The organism is Streptomyces sp. NPDC001219, from assembly GCF_053597915.1.
Genome location: NZ_JBSFJF010000021.1, coordinates 53,673 through 68,215, shown reverse-complemented (window position 1 = coordinate 68,215; position 14,543 = coordinate 53,673). Strand labels below are relative to the sequence as shown.

17 protein-coding genes and 4 tRNA genes are annotated in these 14,543 nt (G+C 70.6%); 6 read left to right on the top strand and 15 right to left on the bottom strand.

Features of this window, described 5'->3' with window-relative positions:
- Nucleotides 1-374: 374 nt before the first annotated feature.
- From rplA to ACWC9R_RS16320, 5 genes are all read right to left on the bottom strand, one after another.
- On the bottom strand, nucleotides 375-1,091 hold the full coding sequence (rplA, locus tag ACWC9R_RS16340; RefSeq protein ID WP_450732129.1) for a 50S ribosomal protein L1: 717 nt from the start codon (nucleotides 1,089-1,091) through the stop codon (nucleotides 375-377).
- 82 nt (nucleotides 1,092-1,173) lie between these two features.
- Entirely contained in the window at nucleotides 1,174-1,608 is a 435-nt protein-coding gene (rplK, locus tag ACWC9R_RS16335; protein WP_009715899.1) for a 50S ribosomal protein L11, read from the bottom strand.
- 168 nt (nucleotides 1,609-1,776) lie between these two features.
- Nucleotides 1,777-2,640, bottom strand: a complete 864-nt coding sequence (nusG, locus tag ACWC9R_RS16330) for a transcription termination/antitermination protein NusG (RefSeq protein ID WP_450732127.1) — start codon at nucleotides 2,638-2,640, stop codon at nucleotides 1,777-1,779.
- A 73-nt stretch (nucleotides 2,641-2,713) separates the two neighbouring features.
- Nucleotides 2,714-3,010, bottom strand: coding sequence for a preprotein translocase subunit SecE (secE, locus tag ACWC9R_RS16325; protein ID WP_018090919.1), 297 nt, complete (start codon nucleotides 3,008-3,010; stop codon nucleotides 2,714-2,716).
- Between the two features lie 108 nt (nucleotides 3,011-3,118).
- Nucleotides 3,119-3,191 (bottom strand) — tRNA-Trp (locus ACWC9R_RS16320).
- 182 nt (nucleotides 3,192-3,373) lie between these two features.
- On the opposite strand from ACWC9R_RS16320, the gene ACWC9R_RS16315 reads away from it, so the two are divergent.
- Both ACWC9R_RS16315 and ACWC9R_RS16310 read left to right on the top strand, forming a co-directional pair.
- Entirely contained in the window at nucleotides 3,374-4,609 is a 1,236-nt protein-coding gene (locus ACWC9R_RS16315; protein ID WP_450732125.1) for a pyridoxal phosphate-dependent aminotransferase, read from the top strand.
- A gap of 117 nt (nucleotides 4,610-4,726) precedes the next feature.
- Entirely contained in the window at nucleotides 4,727-5,770 is a 1,044-nt protein-coding gene (locus tag ACWC9R_RS16310) for an adenosine deaminase (RefSeq protein WP_450732123.1), read from the top strand.
- 46 nt (nucleotides 5,771-5,816) lie between these two features.
- Here ACWC9R_RS16310 and ACWC9R_RS16305 read toward each other — a convergent pair whose 3' ends face one another.
- The 6 genes from ACWC9R_RS16305 to ACWC9R_RS16280 all read right to left on the bottom strand — a co-directional run bounded on the left by ACWC9R_RS16305 (nucleotide 5,817) and on the right by ACWC9R_RS16280 (nucleotide 8,352).
- On the bottom strand, nucleotides 5,817-6,872 hold the full coding sequence (locus ACWC9R_RS16305; protein ID WP_450732122.1) for a UDP-N-acetylmuramate dehydrogenase: 1,056 nt from the start codon (nucleotides 6,870-6,872) through the stop codon (nucleotides 5,817-5,819).
- Between the two features lie 61 nt (nucleotides 6,873-6,933).
- On the bottom strand, nucleotides 6,934-7,368 hold the full coding sequence (locus ACWC9R_RS16300) for a MaoC family dehydratase (RefSeq protein ID WP_362605893.1): 435 nt from the start codon (nucleotides 7,366-7,368) through the stop codon (nucleotides 6,934-6,936).
- A gap of 1 nt (nucleotide 7,369) precedes the next feature.
- On the bottom strand, nucleotides 7,370-7,822 hold the full coding sequence (locus ACWC9R_RS16295; protein ID WP_450732121.1) for an FAS1-like dehydratase domain-containing protein: 453 nt from the start codon (nucleotides 7,820-7,822) through the stop codon (nucleotides 7,370-7,372).
- A gap of 84 nt (nucleotides 7,823-7,906) precedes the next feature.
- Nucleotides 7,907-8,071 carry a 50S ribosomal protein L33 gene (gene rpmG / locus ACWC9R_RS16290; RefSeq protein WP_006604855.1) on the bottom strand — a complete coding sequence of 55 codons (165 nt, stop codon included), beginning with the start codon at nucleotides 8,069-8,071 and terminating at the stop codon, nucleotides 7,907-7,909.
- An 89-nt stretch (nucleotides 8,072-8,160) separates the two neighbouring features.
- Nucleotides 8,161-8,233: transfer RNA gene (locus ACWC9R_RS16285), tRNA-Met, on the bottom strand.
- Between the two features lie 46 nt (nucleotides 8,234-8,279).
- A tRNA-Thr gene (locus ACWC9R_RS16280) sits at nucleotides 8,280-8,352 on the bottom strand.
- A gap of 183 nt (nucleotides 8,353-8,535) precedes the next feature.
- On the opposite strand from ACWC9R_RS16280, the gene ACWC9R_RS16275 reads away from it, so the two are divergent.
- Complete coding sequence (locus tag ACWC9R_RS16275; RefSeq protein ID WP_362605887.1) at nucleotides 8,536-9,798, top strand: amidohydrolase family protein; 1,263 nt, start codon at nucleotides 8,536-8,538, stop codon at nucleotides 9,796-9,798.
- Between the two features lie 76 nt (nucleotides 9,799-9,874).
- A complete protein-coding gene (locus ACWC9R_RS16270; protein WP_450732120.1) occupies nucleotides 9,875-10,537 on the top strand; it encodes an NAD(P)H-binding protein in 663 nt (220 codons plus the stop codon).
- Nucleotides 10,538-10,787: 250 nt separating this feature from the next.
- Here ACWC9R_RS16270 and ACWC9R_RS16265 read toward each other — a convergent pair whose 3' ends face one another.
- Nucleotides 10,788-11,180 carry a hypothetical protein gene (locus tag ACWC9R_RS16265; RefSeq protein ID WP_450732118.1) on the bottom strand — a complete coding sequence of 131 codons (393 nt, stop codon included), beginning with the start codon at nucleotides 11,178-11,180 and terminating at the stop codon, nucleotides 10,788-10,790.
- A 283-nt stretch (nucleotides 11,181-11,463) separates the two neighbouring features.
- Nucleotides 11,464-11,545: transfer RNA gene (locus ACWC9R_RS16260), tRNA-Tyr, on the bottom strand.
- Between the two features lie 189 nt (nucleotides 11,546-11,734).
- On the opposite strand from ACWC9R_RS16260, the gene ACWC9R_RS16255 reads away from it, so the two are divergent.
- Complete coding sequence (locus tag ACWC9R_RS16255) at nucleotides 11,735-12,223, top strand: YajQ family cyclic di-GMP-binding protein (protein ID WP_450732117.1); 489 nt, start codon at nucleotides 11,735-11,737, stop codon at nucleotides 12,221-12,223.
- A 134-nt stretch (nucleotides 12,224-12,357) separates the two neighbouring features.
- Nucleotides 12,358-13,080: an antibiotic biosynthesis monooxygenase gene (locus ACWC9R_RS16250; protein WP_450732115.1), complete on the top strand. Its 723-nt coding sequence runs from the start codon at nucleotides 12,358-12,360 to the stop codon at nucleotides 13,078-13,080.
- Between the two features lie 26 nt (nucleotides 13,081-13,106).
- Here ACWC9R_RS16250 and ACWC9R_RS16245 read toward each other — a convergent pair whose 3' ends face one another.
- On the bottom strand, nucleotides 13,107-13,499 hold the full coding sequence (locus tag ACWC9R_RS16245) for a YccF domain-containing protein (RefSeq protein ID WP_450732113.1): 393 nt from the start codon (nucleotides 13,497-13,499) through the stop codon (nucleotides 13,107-13,109).
- Nucleotides 13,500-13,658: 159 nt separating this feature from the next.
- Nucleotides 13,659-14,522: a zinc metalloprotease HtpX gene (htpX, locus tag ACWC9R_RS16240; RefSeq protein WP_450732112.1), complete on the bottom strand. Its 864-nt coding sequence runs from the start codon at nucleotides 14,520-14,522 to the stop codon at nucleotides 13,659-13,661.
- Between the last annotated feature and the right edge of the window lie 21 nt (nucleotides 14,523-14,543).

The following is a 14,543-nucleotide window of genomic DNA, read 5'->3' as shown; positions in this document are numbered from 1 at the left end:
AGGCGCACGGGGCGTACTCGACCAGAGCGGAATCCATCGGAATTCCGTCCAGGAGTTCATCCATACACACCTGCGCAGGCCGTCCGCAGCTAGCGGATCCTTCGGCCACTGCCCGTCCGGGTTCGGACGCACAGAGACAACCAGCGGTCTTTGGCTTCCGCATACGGTACGGGAGAGCCCTGCGTCAGGCAAATCGGCCGAGAGAGGGCGCCTGACGCTCTCCGGGCCGCAGGAGCGCTTTCCCCCAACCGGCCCGCCCCGGAGGTCACATGGGGCGCCGGAGGGCGGCACAGCATGCGTCAGGCCCCGCTCTCCGCGTGGGAGAGCGGGGCCCGACGACAGTGGTCACACGCCAGGCGCGCCGATCCGGGAGATCAGACGGCCTCGTCCTCGACGAGGAGGTTGCGAGTGCGGTTGGCGTCCAGCGGGATGCCGGGGCCCATCGTGGTGGTGATGGTCGCCTTCTTGATGTAGCGGCCCTTGGCGGCGGACGGCTTGAGGCGGGTGATCTCCTCGAGCGCCGCGGCGTAGTTCTCCACCAGCTTGGTCTCGTCGAAGGAGACCTTGCCGATGATGAAGTGGAGGTTCGCGTGCTTGTCCACGCGGAACTCGATCTTGCCGCCCTTGATGTCGGTGACAGCCTTGGCGACATCCGGGGTGACGGTGCCGGTCTTCGGGTTCGGCATCAGACCACGCGGACCGAGCACGCGGCCGAGGCGGCCGACCTTGCCCATGAGGTCCGGGGTGGCGACGACGGCGTCGAAGTCCAGACGGCCCTTGGAGACCTCGTCGATCAGTTCGTCCGAGCCGACGATGTCGGCGCCGGCGGCTTCCGCGGCCGCAGCACGGTCACCGGTCGCGAAGACCAGGACCCGGGCGGTCTTACCGGTGCCGTGCGGGAGGTTCACGGTGCCACGGACCATCTGGTCGGCCTTGCGCGGGTCGACACCCAGACGCATGGCGACCTCGACGGTCGCGTCGAACTTGACGGACGCGGTGTCCTTGGCGAGACGGACGGCCTCGAGGGGGGCGTACACGCGCTCCCGGTCGATCTTCGCGTCCGCGGTGCGAAGAGTCTTGCTGCGCTTCACTTCTGCTCCTGGTGCAGTGGGGTGGAGTCGTGGTGCGGACCAGCGCCTGGTCCTGCCACGGGTGGTGCCTGAAGGGCTGGGATCAGCCTTCGACCGTGATGCCCATGGAACGGGCGGTGCCGGCGATGATCTTCTCGGCGGCGTCCAGGTCGTTGGCGTTCAGGTCGGGCATCTTGGTGGTGGCGATGTCACGGACCTGGTCACGCGTGATCTTCGCGACCTTGGTCTTGTGCGGCTCGCCGGAGCCCTTCTCCACGCCCGCGGCCTTCAGGATGAGCTTCGCGGCCGGCGGGGTCTTGGTGATGAAGGTGAAGGAACGGTCCTCGTAGACCGTGATCTCCACCGGCACGACCATGCCACGCTGCGACTCGGTCGCGGCGTTGTAGGCCTTGCAGAACTCCATGATGTTGACGCCGTGCTGACCCAGCGCGGGGCCGACCGGCGGAGCCGGGTTCGCGGCACCGGCCTGGATCTGGAGCTTGATAAGCCCCGTGACCTTCTTCTTCTTGGGAGGCATGCTCTCTCCGGGTCCTAGTGAGAGGTGTTTCGCCAATCCATCCGGTCATCCGGATGGAGGCATACCGCACAACGATAACGGGTATGGTCGCGCGGCCAAAAACCGAGCAGGTCAGACCGGCTGTGAGCCCGTCTGACCTGATCGATTTGGCTGGTGTTCCGGAAGAACCTAGTTCTTCTGGATCTGGTCGAAGCTCAGCTCGACCGGGGTCTCGCGGCCGAAGATCTCGACGAGGCCCTTGACCTTCTTCGAGTCGGCGTTGATCTCGTTGATCGTCGCCTGCAGCGTCGCGAACGGACCGTCGGTGACGGTGACGGAGTCGCCCACCTCGAAGTCCAGCACCTGGACCTCGACCTTGCGGGACGGCGCCGGCTTGCCCTCGGCCGCGGCGGCCTCCTTGGCGGCCTTCTCCTCGGCCTCCGGGGCGAGCATCTTGACGATCTCGTCCAGCGTCAGCGGGTAGGGGTCGTAGGCGTTGCCCACGAAGCCCGTGACACCTGGCGTGTTGCGGACGACGCCCCAGGACTCGTTCGTCAGGTCCATGCGCACCAGCACGTAGCCCGGGAGCTTGTTCTGGCGGATGGTCTTGCGCTCGCCGTTCTTGATCTGGGCGACCTCTTCCTGCGGCACCTCGGCCTGGAAGATGTAGTCCTCGACGTTCAGCGAGACGGCGCGCTGCTCGAGGTTGGTCTTCACGCGGTTCTCGTAACCCGCGTAGGTGTGGATGACGTACCACTCACCGGGGAGGCCGCGGAGTTCGTCACGGAGGGCGGCCACCGGGTCGACCGGCTCCTCTTCCTCCTCGGCGTCCTCGCCGGTGACCTCGTCCTCGTCCTCGACGTGCACGGCCGCGTCCTCGGCGGGCTCGCCGGCGGCGGCTTCCTCGGCGTCCAGCTCGTCGACCTCGTCGGCGGCCTGGACGATCTCGAGTTCGGTGTCGTCGCCCTGGACCTCGGCCGAGGCAGCCGCGTCCACGTCGGCCGCTGCCGTCTCGGCGGAGTCGGCGGCGTCGTTCAGGTTCGGGTCAGACACGGTGGCTGCTTCTTCCTGGCTTCAAGGGGTTGAACATGCGAAACGGGCGCCCGCTGAGGCGCCCTCCGCGGGATCAGCCGAAGACGTACCCGACGACTCGGTTGATTCCCAAGTCAATCACGGTTACGAGACCGATGATGATGACAACGAAGACGATCACCACGGTGGTGTACGTCGACAGCTGGCTGCGCGTGGGCCAGACGACCTTGCGGAGTTCCGCCACGACCTGGCGGTAGAAGAGCGCGAGGCGGGCGAACGGGCCCTTCTTGCCGCGCTTGCCGCCGCGGCGGGGCTTCTTCTGGGACTCTGCGGTCTCGTCCTCGGAACGACCGCGCTCAGGCATGTCGATGGAGCCCAGGGCGTCCGTCACTCGTCCTCACCTGAATCCGGGTCGTGGCCGTGCCGCGCCCGGTTGAGCCGCACGGCGGTGCATTTCATACGTACGCGTGCACGCACTGTGATGACGAAGTGCGTGTAGCAGGGCCGGAGGGACTTGAACCCCCAACCGCTGGTTTTGGAGACCAGTGCTCTACCAATTGAGCTACGACCCTTTGTGGTTCCCCCAACCTACCGCATGCGGCCGACTGCACTACGTGCGTGCACCGCGGCGGCCTGTTGAGAGCCAACGGTCAGCGAGTGTACGTGTTTCGGAGCCAGGCGTCGAACAGAAACGTGCCGGGTGGTGCCCGCCGACAATGTGCCGGGCCCGTCAGAGGTCTGGGACGATGCAGGTATGAGCGCTGCCACTCCTCCCGTTTCGTCCGCCGGTGACCGCCGGGTGTCGGCCCGCGTCGGGGCGATCTCCGAGTCCGCGACCCTCGCCGTCGACGCCAAGGCGAAGGCCCTCAAGGCCGCCGGGCGCCCGGTGATCGGCTTCGGCGCCGGTGAGCCCGACTTCCCCACGCCCGACTACATCGTCGAGGCGGCGACCGAGGCCTGCCGCAACCCGAAGTACCACCGCTACACCCCGGCCGGCGGCCTCCCCGAGCTGAAGTCCGCCATCGTCGCGAAGACCCTGCGGGACTCCGGCTACGAGATCGAGGCCGCGAACGTCCTGGTGACGAACGGCGGCAAGCAGGCGATCTACGAGGCGTTCGCCGCGATCCTGGACCCGGGCGACGAGGTCATCGTCCCGGCGCCGTACTGGACCACCTACCCCGAGTCGATCCGTCTGGCCGGCGGTGTGCCGGTCGATGTCGTCGCGGACGAGACCACCGGCTACCGGGTGACCGTGGAGCAGCTGGAGGCGGCGCGTACGGACCGCACGAAGGTGCTGCTGTTCGTCTCGCCGTCGAACCCGACCGGCGCGGTCTACAGCCGGGAGCAGATCGAGGCCGTCGGCCGCTGGGCGGCCGAGCACGGCCTGTGGGTGCTGACCGACGAGATCTACGAGCACCTGGTCTACGGCGACGCCACCTTCTCGTCGCTGCCGGTGGTCGTGCCGGAGCTGCGCGACAGGTGCGTCATCGTCAACGGCGTGGCGAAGACGTACGCGATGACCGGCTGGCGGGTGGGCTGGGCGATCGGCCCCAAGGACGTCATCAAGGCCGCCACGAACCTCCAGTCGCACGCCACGTCCAACGTGTCCAACGTCGCCCAGGCCGCGGCCATCGCGGCGGTCTCCGGGGATCTGGCGGCCGTCGAGGAGATGAAGGTCGCCTTCGACCGGCGCCGGAAGACCATCGTGCGGATGCTCAACGAGATCGACGGGGTGCTGTGCCCGGAGCCGGAGGGCGCGTTCTACGCGTACCCGTCGGTGAAGGAGCTGCTGGGCAAGGAGATCCGCGGCAAGCGCCCGCAGAGCAGCGTCGAGCTGGCCGAGCTGATCCTGGAGGAGGCGGAGGTCGCCGTCGTCCCGGGTGAGGCCTTCGGCACCCCCGGCTATCTGCGGCTGTCGTACGCGCTGGGCGACGAGGACCTGGTCGAGGGCGTGTCGCGCCTCCAGAAGCTGCTGGCGGACGCCAAGTAGGCGGCTGTCCCGTCCACGGGCCCCGGAAGCGCAGCCGGGGCCCGTACGCGTATTCCACCGGACACCCCTTCGGGAAAGGGCCTACCGGCGCCCGCTCACATACGGCAAGATCTTCGGATGGAGAGCGTTCGTGCCCGCGGCGAAGCCGCCAGTCGAGACCTGCGCCGACTGCCGAAGGCCCATCTGCACCTGCACTTCACCGGTTCGATGCGGTCCGCGACCCTGCTGGACCTCGCCGACAAGTACGGCGTGCACCTGCCGGAGGCGCTGCGCAGCGGTGAGCCTCCCCGGCTGCGGGCCACGGATGAGCGCGGCTGGTTCCGTTTCCAGCGGCTGTACGACATCGCGCGCTCGTGTCTGCGGACGCCGGAGGACATCCAGCGGCTGGTGCGCGAGGCCGCCGAGGAGGACGTCCGCGACGGGTCACGATGGCTGGAGATCCAGGTCGACCCGACCTCGTACGCCCCGCGGCTGGGCGGGCTGATCCCGGCCCTGGAGATCATCCTGGACGCGGTGCGCAGCGCCTCCCGCGACACCGGTCTCGGCATCCGCGTCGTGGTGGCCGCGAACCGTATGAAGCACCCCCTGGACGCCCGTACGCTGGCCCGTCTCGCGGTGCGCTACGCCGACCACGGTGTGATCGGTTTCGGGCTGTCCAACGACGAACGCCGGGGTTTCGCCCGGGACTTCGACCGTGCCTTCGCCATCGCCCGGGAGGGCGGCCTGCTGGCGGCGCCGCACGGCGGCGAGCTGTCGGGGCCGGCCAGCGTCCGGGACTGCCTGGACGATCTGCACGCCGGCCGGGTCGGGCACGGCGTACGGGCCGCCGAGGACCCCGTGCTGCTGCGCCGGCTGGCCTCGCGCGGGGTGACCTGCGAGGTGTGTCCGGCGTCGAACGTGGCGCTGGGGGTCTACGAGAAGCCGGAGGACGTGCCGCTGCGGACGCTCTTCGACGCGGGTGTGCCGATGGCGCTGGGCGCGGACGATCCGCTGCTGTTCGGCGCGCGGCTGGCCGCGCAGTACGAGATCGCCCGCGGCACGCACGGCTTCTCCGACACCGAACTGGCCGAACTGGCCCGGCAGTCGGTCCGCGGCTCCTGCGCCCCGCAGGACGAGCAGCAGCGGCTCCTGACGGACATCGACGCCTGGCTGGCCGGCTGACGGGCCGGCCCGTCAGCCGGCGGGAGGCGGCGCCCCGGCCCGCGTCCTAGAGGCTGACGCCGACCGTGACCGGTTCGTTGACGAGGGTGACGCCGAAGGCCGCCCGTACCCCGTCGCGGACCTCGCGGGCCAGGGCGAGCAGGTCCTCGGTGGTGGCCGTGCCGCGGTTGGTGAGCGCGAGGGTGTGCTTGGTGGAGATGCGGGCGGGGCCGCTGCCGTAGCCCTTGGTGAAGCCGGCCCGGTCGATGAGCCAGGCCGCCGAGGTCTTCACCAGGCCGTCGCCGGCCGGGAAGGCGGGCGGGGCGACGTCGGGGCCGAGGCGGTCCTGGACGCGGCGCAGGAAGGCGGTGTGCTCGGCCTCGGTGAGGATCGGGTTGGTGAAGAACGAGCCCGCCGACCAGGTGTCGTGGTCCTCGGGGTCCAGCACCATGCCCTTGCCGGCGCGCAGGGCCAGCACGGTCTCCCGGGCGACGGCGGCCGGGACCCGGTCCCCCGCCTCCACTCCGAGGGCGCGGGCCGTCTCGGGGTACTTCAGGGGCGCGGAGAGGCCCCCGGCGTCCTCCAGGGCGAAGCGCACCCGCAGCACCACGAACCGGTCGGGGTGCTCCTTGAAGCGGCTGTGGCGGTACGAGAAGCCGCACTCCGCGGCGGGGATCGTGACGGTCTCGCCGAGGCGGCGGTCGTAGGCGACGACCTCGGTGATCGTGGCGGAGACCTCCTGGCCGTACGCGCCCACGTTCTGGATCGGGGTGGCGCCCGCGGAGCCGGGGATGCCGGCCAGGCACTCGATGCCCGCCAGTCCCGCCTCGACCGTACGGGCGACCGCGTCGGACCAGTTCTCGCCCGCGGCGAGCGTGAGGGCCGTGCCGTCGAGCGTGAAGCCGCGGGTGGCGAGGCGCAGGGCCGTGCCGTCGAAGCCCTTGTCGCCGATGACGAGGTTGCTGCCGCCGCCGATGATCAGCAGCGGGGTCCCGGCTTCGTCGGCCGCGCGGACCGCCGCGATCACCTCGTCGTCGGTGGTGGCCGTGATGAGGCGGGTGGCCGGGCCGCCGAGGCGGAAGGTGGTCAGCGGGGCGAGGGGGGCGTCGTGGAGTTCCTGCACGCGCCCAAGGGTACGGGGGCGGTCCGGCAGCCCTCGGCCGGACGCCCCCGGGCGGCTCCGCTCAGGCGAGGCGGACCACGGCGCGGGACATGCCCAGCACCTTCTGGCCGGCGCTCATCGCGGTGAGGTCGACGCGGACCGTACGGTCGTCGTCGTCCAGCTTGGCGGCGACCTTGGCGCTGACCTCGATCTGTGCGCCGGTGTCGTCGTTGGGGACGATGACGGGCTTGGTGAAGCGCACCCCGTACTCGGCGACCGCGCCCGGGTCACCGGCCCAGTCGGTGACCACCCGGATCGCCTCGGCCATGGTGAACATGCCGTGGGCGATGACGTCCGGCAGCCCGACCTCCTTGGCGAACTTCTCGTTCCAGTGGATCGGGTTGAAGTCGCCGGAGGCGCCCGCGTACCGGACGAGCGTGGCGCGGCTCACGGGGAAGGACTGCGCCGGGAGTTCCGTACCGACCTCGACGTCGTCGTAGGAAATCTTCGCGGTCATCTCAGGCCTCCTTCTCGGCGCGGGCCACCAGCTTGGTGAAGGCGGTCACGACGTGTTCGCTCGCCTCGTCGTGCACCTCGCCACGGATGTCGATGATGTCGTTGCCGGCCATGGTCTTGATGGCCTCGATGGTGGAGGTGACGGACAGCCGGTCGCCGCTGCGCACCGGCCGGGTGTAGGCGAACTTCTGGTCGCCGTGCACCACCCGGCTGTAGTCCAGGCCGAGTTGCGGGTCCTCGATGACCTGTCCCGCGGCCTTGAATGTGATGGCGAACACAAAAGTCGGCGGGGCGATCACATCGGAGTATCCGAGCGCCTTGGCCGCTTCTGCGTCCGTATAAGCGGGGTTGGGGTCACCGATCGCCTCGGCGAATTCGCGGATCTTTTCCCGGCCGACCTCGTACGGGTCGGTGGGCGGGTACGTGCGTCCGACAAAAGACTGGTCGAGCGCCATGGGCTCGCAACCTCCCTGTACTGATGGTGATAACGCCGTGAGGCCGCCCCCACGAATGGGGACGGCCTCACGAACGAGCCTGAGTTATCGCGTCTCGCGGTGCGCGGTGTGCGAGTTGCAACGAGGGCAGTGCTTCTTCATCTCAAGACGGTCCGGGTCGTTACGCCGGTTCTTCTTGGTGATGTAGTTCCGCTCCTTGCACTCCACGCAGGCCAGCGTGATCTTCGGGCGGACGTCGGTGGCAGCCACGTGAGTGCTCCTTGGACGGACGGGTGGTCGGATTAACGCATAAAAGAGTAGCCGATCGGAGGACCGACCCCACAATCGGCTACTGTCAGTAGCGGTGACCGGACTTGAACCGGTGACACAGCGATTATGAGCCGCTTGCTCTACCGACTGAGCTACACCGCTGTGATGCGAGGGGACCCCGCCCGAAGGCGGGAACCTCACACATCAGAGCCCCAATACGGAATCGAACCGTAGACCTTCTCCTTACCATGGAGACGCTCTGCCGACTGAGCTATTGGGGCGAGCGATGAAGACATTACACGGCCCGCCGCCAAACGTGAAATCCGTATCCGGGCCGTGCCCCAGCCGCCCCGCGCACCACACCGGTACGACTATTTCGCGCCTGCGCGAAGCTCTCCCGGCCGCGGCCTAGGCTCGGAAGAACGCTGCGTGATCTTGCACGCCGGGTGCCTTCGAGGAGCGCGATGTCCGACAGCAGTTCGCCGCAGCCGCAGCCGGGAAAACCCGGCGGGCCCGGCCGGTTCGCCAGGCCGGAAGGCGGGGCGCTGGTGCTGTGCGGCGCGCGGCTCGCGGACGGCCGGACGGTGGACGTACGGCTCGGCGGCGGACACATCGAGGCCGTCGGGACGGCCGGCAGCCTCGCCCCGCAGGGCGCCCGCGTCGACCTCGCCGGCTACCTCCTGCTCCCCGCCCCCGCCGAGCCCCACGCGCACTGCGACACCGCGCTGACGGCCGACTCCGACGGGCCCGCGTCCAGTTCGCCCGAGGACGTCCAGCGGCGGACGACCGAGGCCGCGCTGCTGCAACTGGGGCACGGCGCCACCGCTTCCCGCAGCCACGTCAGGATCGGCGACGTCCAGGGCCTGCGCTCGCTGGAGGCGGTGCTGCAGGCCCGTCGGTCGCTGCGCGGGCTGGCCGATCTGGCGGCGGTCGCGGTGCCGCGGGTGCTGACCGGGGTGGCCGGGGCGGACGGGCTGGCGATGCTGCGGGACGCGGTGAAGATGGGCGCCTCGGTCATCGGCGGCTGCCCGGACCTGGACCCCGATCCGGCCGGGTACGTCGAAACGGTGCTGGAGCTGGCCGGGGAGCACGGCTGTCCGGTGGATCTGCACACCGACGGCGACGACCCTGCGCGGCTGGCGCGGTTCGCGGCGATGTCGGGCGGGCTGCGGCCGGGCGTCGCCCTCGGGCCGTGCGCCGGGATGGCGCGGATGCCGCGGAGCGTGGCGGCGCGGGTCGCCGAGCAGCTGGCGGCCGCCGGGGTCGCCGTCGTGTGCCTGCCGCAGGGCGACTGCACGGGCCTGGAGCGGTACGGCTCGCGGGTGTCGCGGCCGGCGCCGGTACGGCTGCTGCGGGCGGCCGGGGTGCGGGTGGCGGCGGGCAGCGGGGCGCTGCGGGACGTGGCGAACCCGGTGGGGCGCGGGGACCCGCTGGAGGCCGCGTATCTGCTGGCCTCCCTGGGTGAGGCGACGCCGGAGGCGGCTTACGGGACGGTGAGTTCGGCGGCGCGGGCGACGCTGGGGCTGCCGGAGGTGCGGGTCGAGGCGGGCTTCCCCGCGGAGCTGCTGGCGGTGCGTGGGGAGCGGATCGCCGGGGTGCTCTCGCTCGCGTACAGCCGGATCGTGATCCACCGCGGGCGGGTGGTCGCCCGGACCAGCGCGGTGCGGGAGTACTGCGACTCGGCGGCGGACGTGGCGCTGGAGCTGCCGCGGCAGTCGCAGCGCTGAGCCGCGGGCGGGGAGAAGGGCCGCTCCCCGGCCGGTCCCGTACGCCACGGCGGCGGCACCGCGTACGGTCGGGATCATGCGCATTGTCATCGCAGGTGGACATGGTCAGATCGCGCTGCGGCTGGAGCGGTTGCTCGCCAAGCGCGGGGACGAGGTCGCGGGCATCATCCGCCGGCCGGAACAGGCCGGTGATCTGCTGGCCGCGGGAGCCGAACCGGTGGTCTGCGACCTGGAGTCGGCGTCGGTGGAGGACGTCGCCCGGCACATGGACGGCGCCGACGCGGCCGTCTTCGCGGCGGGCGCGGGACCGGGCAGTGGCATCGAACGCAAGGACACGGTGGACCGCGGTGCGGCGGCGGTCTTCGCGGACGCGGCGGAGGCGGCCGGGGTACGGCGCTTCCTCGTCGTCTCGTCCATGGGCGCGGACCGTGAGCCCCCCGAGGGCACCGACCCGGTCTTCGCGGCGTACCTGCGGGCGAAGGGCGCGGCGGACGCGGACGTACGGGCCCGCGCCGGGCTGGACTGGACGATCCTGCGGCCGGGCCGGCTGACCAACGACGCCGGCACGGACCTGGTGACGCTGGCCGACGCGACCGGCCGCAGCGAAGTGACCCGGGACGATGTGGCCGCCGTCCTGGTGGAGCTGCTCGACGAGCCGGGCACCATCGGCCGGACGCTGGAACTGATCGGCGGGGACGTCCCCGTCCGGGAAGCGGTGCGGGCGGTGGCCGGGGGCTGAGGGGCGGTGGCGCCCGCGCGGGGGCGCGGCCGCGGTGCCGCGGCTGCCGTGACCGACGTCTCTGAACTCCGGTGGGGCGGCGGGCCATCCGGTCTTCGGTGTGCCGCCGTCCGGCTCCCCGCGCAAGTGCCGTACAAGGCCGCCGCAGCGCCTACGGGGAGGATGAGGGCCCCGGTATGGGCGCGCGGAGATCTGACGGGCCAAGACGGCTCCCCGCTTCCGAGGCGGGGAGCCGTGCCGGGACGGGGCGCTACCGGTTGATCAGGTCGACGCAGGCCTTGGCGTTGGAGCCCTTGAAACGGGCGCAGAGCTTGCCGTCCATGAAGGGATTGCCCTCCGGGGTCCAGCTGCCCTTGATCTCGTCGCCGTGGCGCTTGGCGGTCATCGTGTGGGTGCCCGCGGCCCAGTTCGTGATGTAGACCGTCGCCTTGCTGCGGTTCCCGGGCGGGTTGGTCCAGGTGGCGGTGATCGTGCCGGGGTGCGTGTTGCCGCTCTCGCCGGTGGTCTCGATGCAGACCTGCGGGCCGCTCCAGTTGTGGGTGCACCCCGAGGCGGCGGCGTGCGCCGCCGGCGCGGCGGTGAGGGTGGCGAGGGCGACGGTGCCGGCCAGGGTCAGCATCCGGGTACGTGCACGTGATCGCACGGTCTTCTCCCTAAGGGACGTGGGGGGCTGTGGGGCAGAAGCCACGGCCGCCGCTTTGGCGCGTGCGCGTCAGCGGGCCGGGTGGCGATCACCTTAATGATCTTGGTTCGGTGAACGGAACGGAGAGCCGGTGCGGCACCCCCACGCCGAGCAGAACCTTCGGATACGCCGTCGACGGCCCGTTCGTGCACTCCAGGGCTCAGAGCGGGGCAGATGGTCCCGGCAAACGAAAAATCCCCTCCGACCTGCTGTGTCAGCAGGTCGGAGGGGATTTCCTCCACTGTGGCGGCGCCAGGATTCGAACCTGGGAAGGCTGAGCCGGCAGATTTACAGTCTGCTCCCTTTGGCCGCTCGGGCACACCGCCTGGGATTGCTGCCGGGAGTCCCGCTCTGGGCGGTGCTCCGTGGCAACGACGTAAACCATACCTGATCGCCGGGGGTGGTTCGCCACTCGATTCGAGAGCGCTGGATCTTGGGCGGGTGGCTAGGCTGGGCAGGCGGTCCGGGGACGGGCCGCACCCCTGATGGATCTACGTACGAGGAGCCAACTCAACATGGCCGACTCCAGTTTCGACATCGTCTCGAAGGTAGAGCGGCAGGAGGTCGACAACGCCCTCAACCAGGCCGCCAAGGAGATCTCGCAGCGCTACGACTTCAAGGGCGTGGGCGCGTCGATCGACTGGTCGGGCGAGAAGATCGAGATGCGGGCCAACGCCGAGGAGCGGGTGAAGGCCGTACTCGACATCTTCCAGTCCAAGCTGGTCAAGCGCGGGATCTCGCTGAAGGCGCTGGACGCCGGCGAGCCGCAGGCCTCGGGCAAGGAGTACAAGATCTTCGCCTCGATCGAGGAGGGGATCTCGCAGGACAACGCCAAGAAGGTCGCCAAGATCATCCGCGATGAGGGCCCGAAGGGCGTCAAGGCGCAGGTGCAGGGCGACGAGCTGCGGGTCAGCTCGAAGAGCCGGGACGACCTGCAGGCGGTGCAGCAGCTGCTGAAGGGCAAGGACCTGGACTTCGCCCTGCAGTTCGTGAACTACCGCTAGGAGCCCGGCTTTCCGGGTGCCACAGGATGGGGCGGCGCGCTGCGGCGTGCCGCCCCACCTGTGTGCCGGGCGGCGCGAGCGCGCCCCCGAGGAGTGCTTGACCTCAACCGCTGTTGAGCCTGCAGGGTCGTGGCATGACGTCTTCGCATGAGGCACCGGCCCGCTCCGGGGAGTTCCGTACCGATGTGTTTCCGCAGGTCCGGCGGGCGGACGCGGGTGCCGTACTGATCAGTGAGTGGGACGCCGGGAGTCCGGCGGGGCAGCGGGCCGTCCTGGACGGGGTCGCCCGCGCCTGGGAGGAGACGCCGCTGCCGGCGGGCTTCCTGTCGCGGGTGCTGTTCGCCGGGACGGACGGGCGCCGTGTGCTCAATTACGCGCAGTGGACGAGCCACGCGGCACATCAGGAGTTCGTACGGACCGAGAGCACCGGGCTGAGCGGGCGGATCGCGGCGGTGCTGGACGGCGTGGGGGACGTCGGCAACGCCGGTCCCGGGCGCTTCCGGCTGTACCGCAGCATGCTGCCGCACGGCGCGCCGCGGGAGCCGGGCTGCGTCGTACGCGTCGCCTTCCGGACGGCGGGGCACGACGCGGCGCGGGAGCTCGTCGACGGCCTGCTGGAGCTGGTCGGTGGGTTTCAGCGGGGGGAGGGCGGGATCGCCTCGCACTTCCACATCGCCGAGGACGGCGACCGGGTCGTCAACTACAGCGAGTGGACGGACCCGGAGTCGCACGAACGGGAGGCCGGCACCCGGCTGCGGCCCGACGGGGAGGTGCTGCGCTTCATCGGGACCCTGCCGGGCGTCGAACCGCTGGGGTTCGGGCGGTATATGGCCCCTCGGGGGCTCGTACGGGTCTGAGGCGAGGGGCCGGGCGGGGCGGGCGGTCAGCGGACCGCGAAGGGCTCGTCGGTGGGGACGATGTCGCGGCCGAGCGGCATGAGGGAGATCGGGATCATCTTGAAGTTGGCGATGCCGAAGGGGATGCCGATGATCGTCACGCACAGGACGAGGCCGGTGACGACGTGCCCCAGGGCCAGCCACCAGCCCGCGAAGATGATCCAGATGACGTTGCCGATCGCCGAGCCGGCGCCGGCGTCATGACGTTCGACGGTCGTCCGGCCGAAGGGCCACAGGGCGTAGCCCGCGATCCGGAAGGACGCGATGCCGAACGGGATGGTGACGATGAGGATGCAGCAGATGATGCCCGCGGCCAGGTAGCCGAGCGCCAGCCAGAAGCCGCTGAGGATCAGCCAGAGGACGTTGAGGATGAACTTCATGATCAGCAGCCTTCCACGGGCGCGGCGTAGGACGTAACTGCCGGGCAAGACGCTCGGGACCGGGTGAAGCGTTGCGTTCATGATGCGGCGGCCGGCGGGCGGCGGCCACCGCGGCGGCCGGCCGGCCCGGAGGGGCCCGGCCGGAGGGCGGCCCGGCCGTCAGGGGCGGCGGCCCGCCATCTGTTCCAGCCGGGCGATGCGTTCGCGCATCGGGGGGTGGGTGGAGAACAGCCGGGACAGGCCCTCGCCCGCCCGGAACGGATTGGCGATCATCAGGTGGCCGGCCGTCTCCAGCCGCGGCTCGGGCGGCAGCGGGAGCTGCCGGGTGCCCGCCTCCAGCTTGCGCAGGGCGGAGGCCAGGGCCAGCGGGTCGCCCGTGAGCTGGGCGCCCGAGGCGTCCGCCTGGTACTCGCGGGAGCGGCTGACGGCGAGCTGGACGATCCCGGCCGCGACCGGCCCGAGGATCATGATCAGCAGCATGCCCAGCAGGCCGGGGCCCTCGTCGTCGTCGGAGCGGCCTATGGGAATCAGCCAGGCGAAGTTGACGAGGAACATCACGACGGAGGCCAGCGCGCCCGCGACGGAGGAGATGAGGATGTCGCGGTTGTAGACATGGCTGAGCTCATGGCCGAGGACACCGCGCAGCTCGCGTTCGTCGAGCAGCTGGAGGATGCCGTCGGTGCAACAGACCGCGGCGTTTCGGGGGTTGCGGCCGGTGGCGAAGGCGTTGGGCGCCTGGGTCGGGGAGAGGTACAGGCGCGGCATGGGCCGGCGGGCCGTGGTGGAGAGCTCGCGGACCATGCGGTAGAGCTGGGGCGCCTCGAACTCGCTGACCGGGCGGGCGCGCATGGCCCGCAGGGCGAGCTTGTCGCTGTTCCAGTACGCGTAGGCGTTGGTGCCCAGGGCGACGACGACGGCGATGATCAGGCCCGTACGGCCGAACAGGCTGCCGATGAGGATGATGAGGGCGGACAGTCCCCCGAGGAGTACGGCGGTCCTGAGCCCGTTGTGCCGGCGGTGCACGGTACGCCCTCCAAGCGGTGC

Coding starts and splice junctions, on each gene's coding strand:
- rplK (WP_009715899.1), bottom strand. CDS start 1,608: ATGCCTCCCAAGAAGAAGAAGGTCACGGGGCTTATCAAGCTCCAGATC.
- ACWC9R_RS16315 (WP_450732125.1), top strand. CDS start 3,374: ATGAGCGCTGCCACTCCTCCCGTTTCGTCCGCCGGTGACCGCCGGGTG.
- ACWC9R_RS16310 (WP_450732123.1), top strand. CDS start 4,727: ATGGAGAGCGTTCGTGCCCGCGGCGAAGCCGCCAGTCGAGACCTGCGC.
- ACWC9R_RS16300 (WP_362605893.1), bottom strand. CDS start 7,368: ATGACCGCGAAGATTTCCTACGACGACGTCGAGGTCGGTACGGAACTC.
- ACWC9R_RS16295 (WP_450732121.1), bottom strand. CDS start 7,822: ATGGCGCTCGACCAGTCTTTTGTCGGACGCACGTACCCGCCCACCGAC.
- ACWC9R_RS16275 (WP_362605887.1), top strand. CDS start 8,536: ATGTCCGACAGCAGTTCGCCGCAGCCGCAGCCGGGAAAACCCGGCGGG.
- ACWC9R_RS16270 (WP_450732120.1), top strand. CDS start 9,875: ATGCGCATTGTCATCGCAGGTGGACATGGTCAGATCGCGCTGCGGCTG.
- ACWC9R_RS16255 (WP_450732117.1), top strand. CDS start 11,735: ATGGCCGACTCCAGTTTCGACATCGTCTCGAAGGTAGAGCGGCAGGAG.
- ACWC9R_RS16250 (WP_450732115.1), top strand. CDS start 12,358: ATGACGTCTTCGCATGAGGCACCGGCCCGCTCCGGGGAGTTCCGTACC.
- ACWC9R_RS16245 (WP_450732113.1), bottom strand. CDS start 13,499: ATGAAGTTCATCCTCAACGTCCTCTGGCTGATCCTCAGCGGCTTCTGG.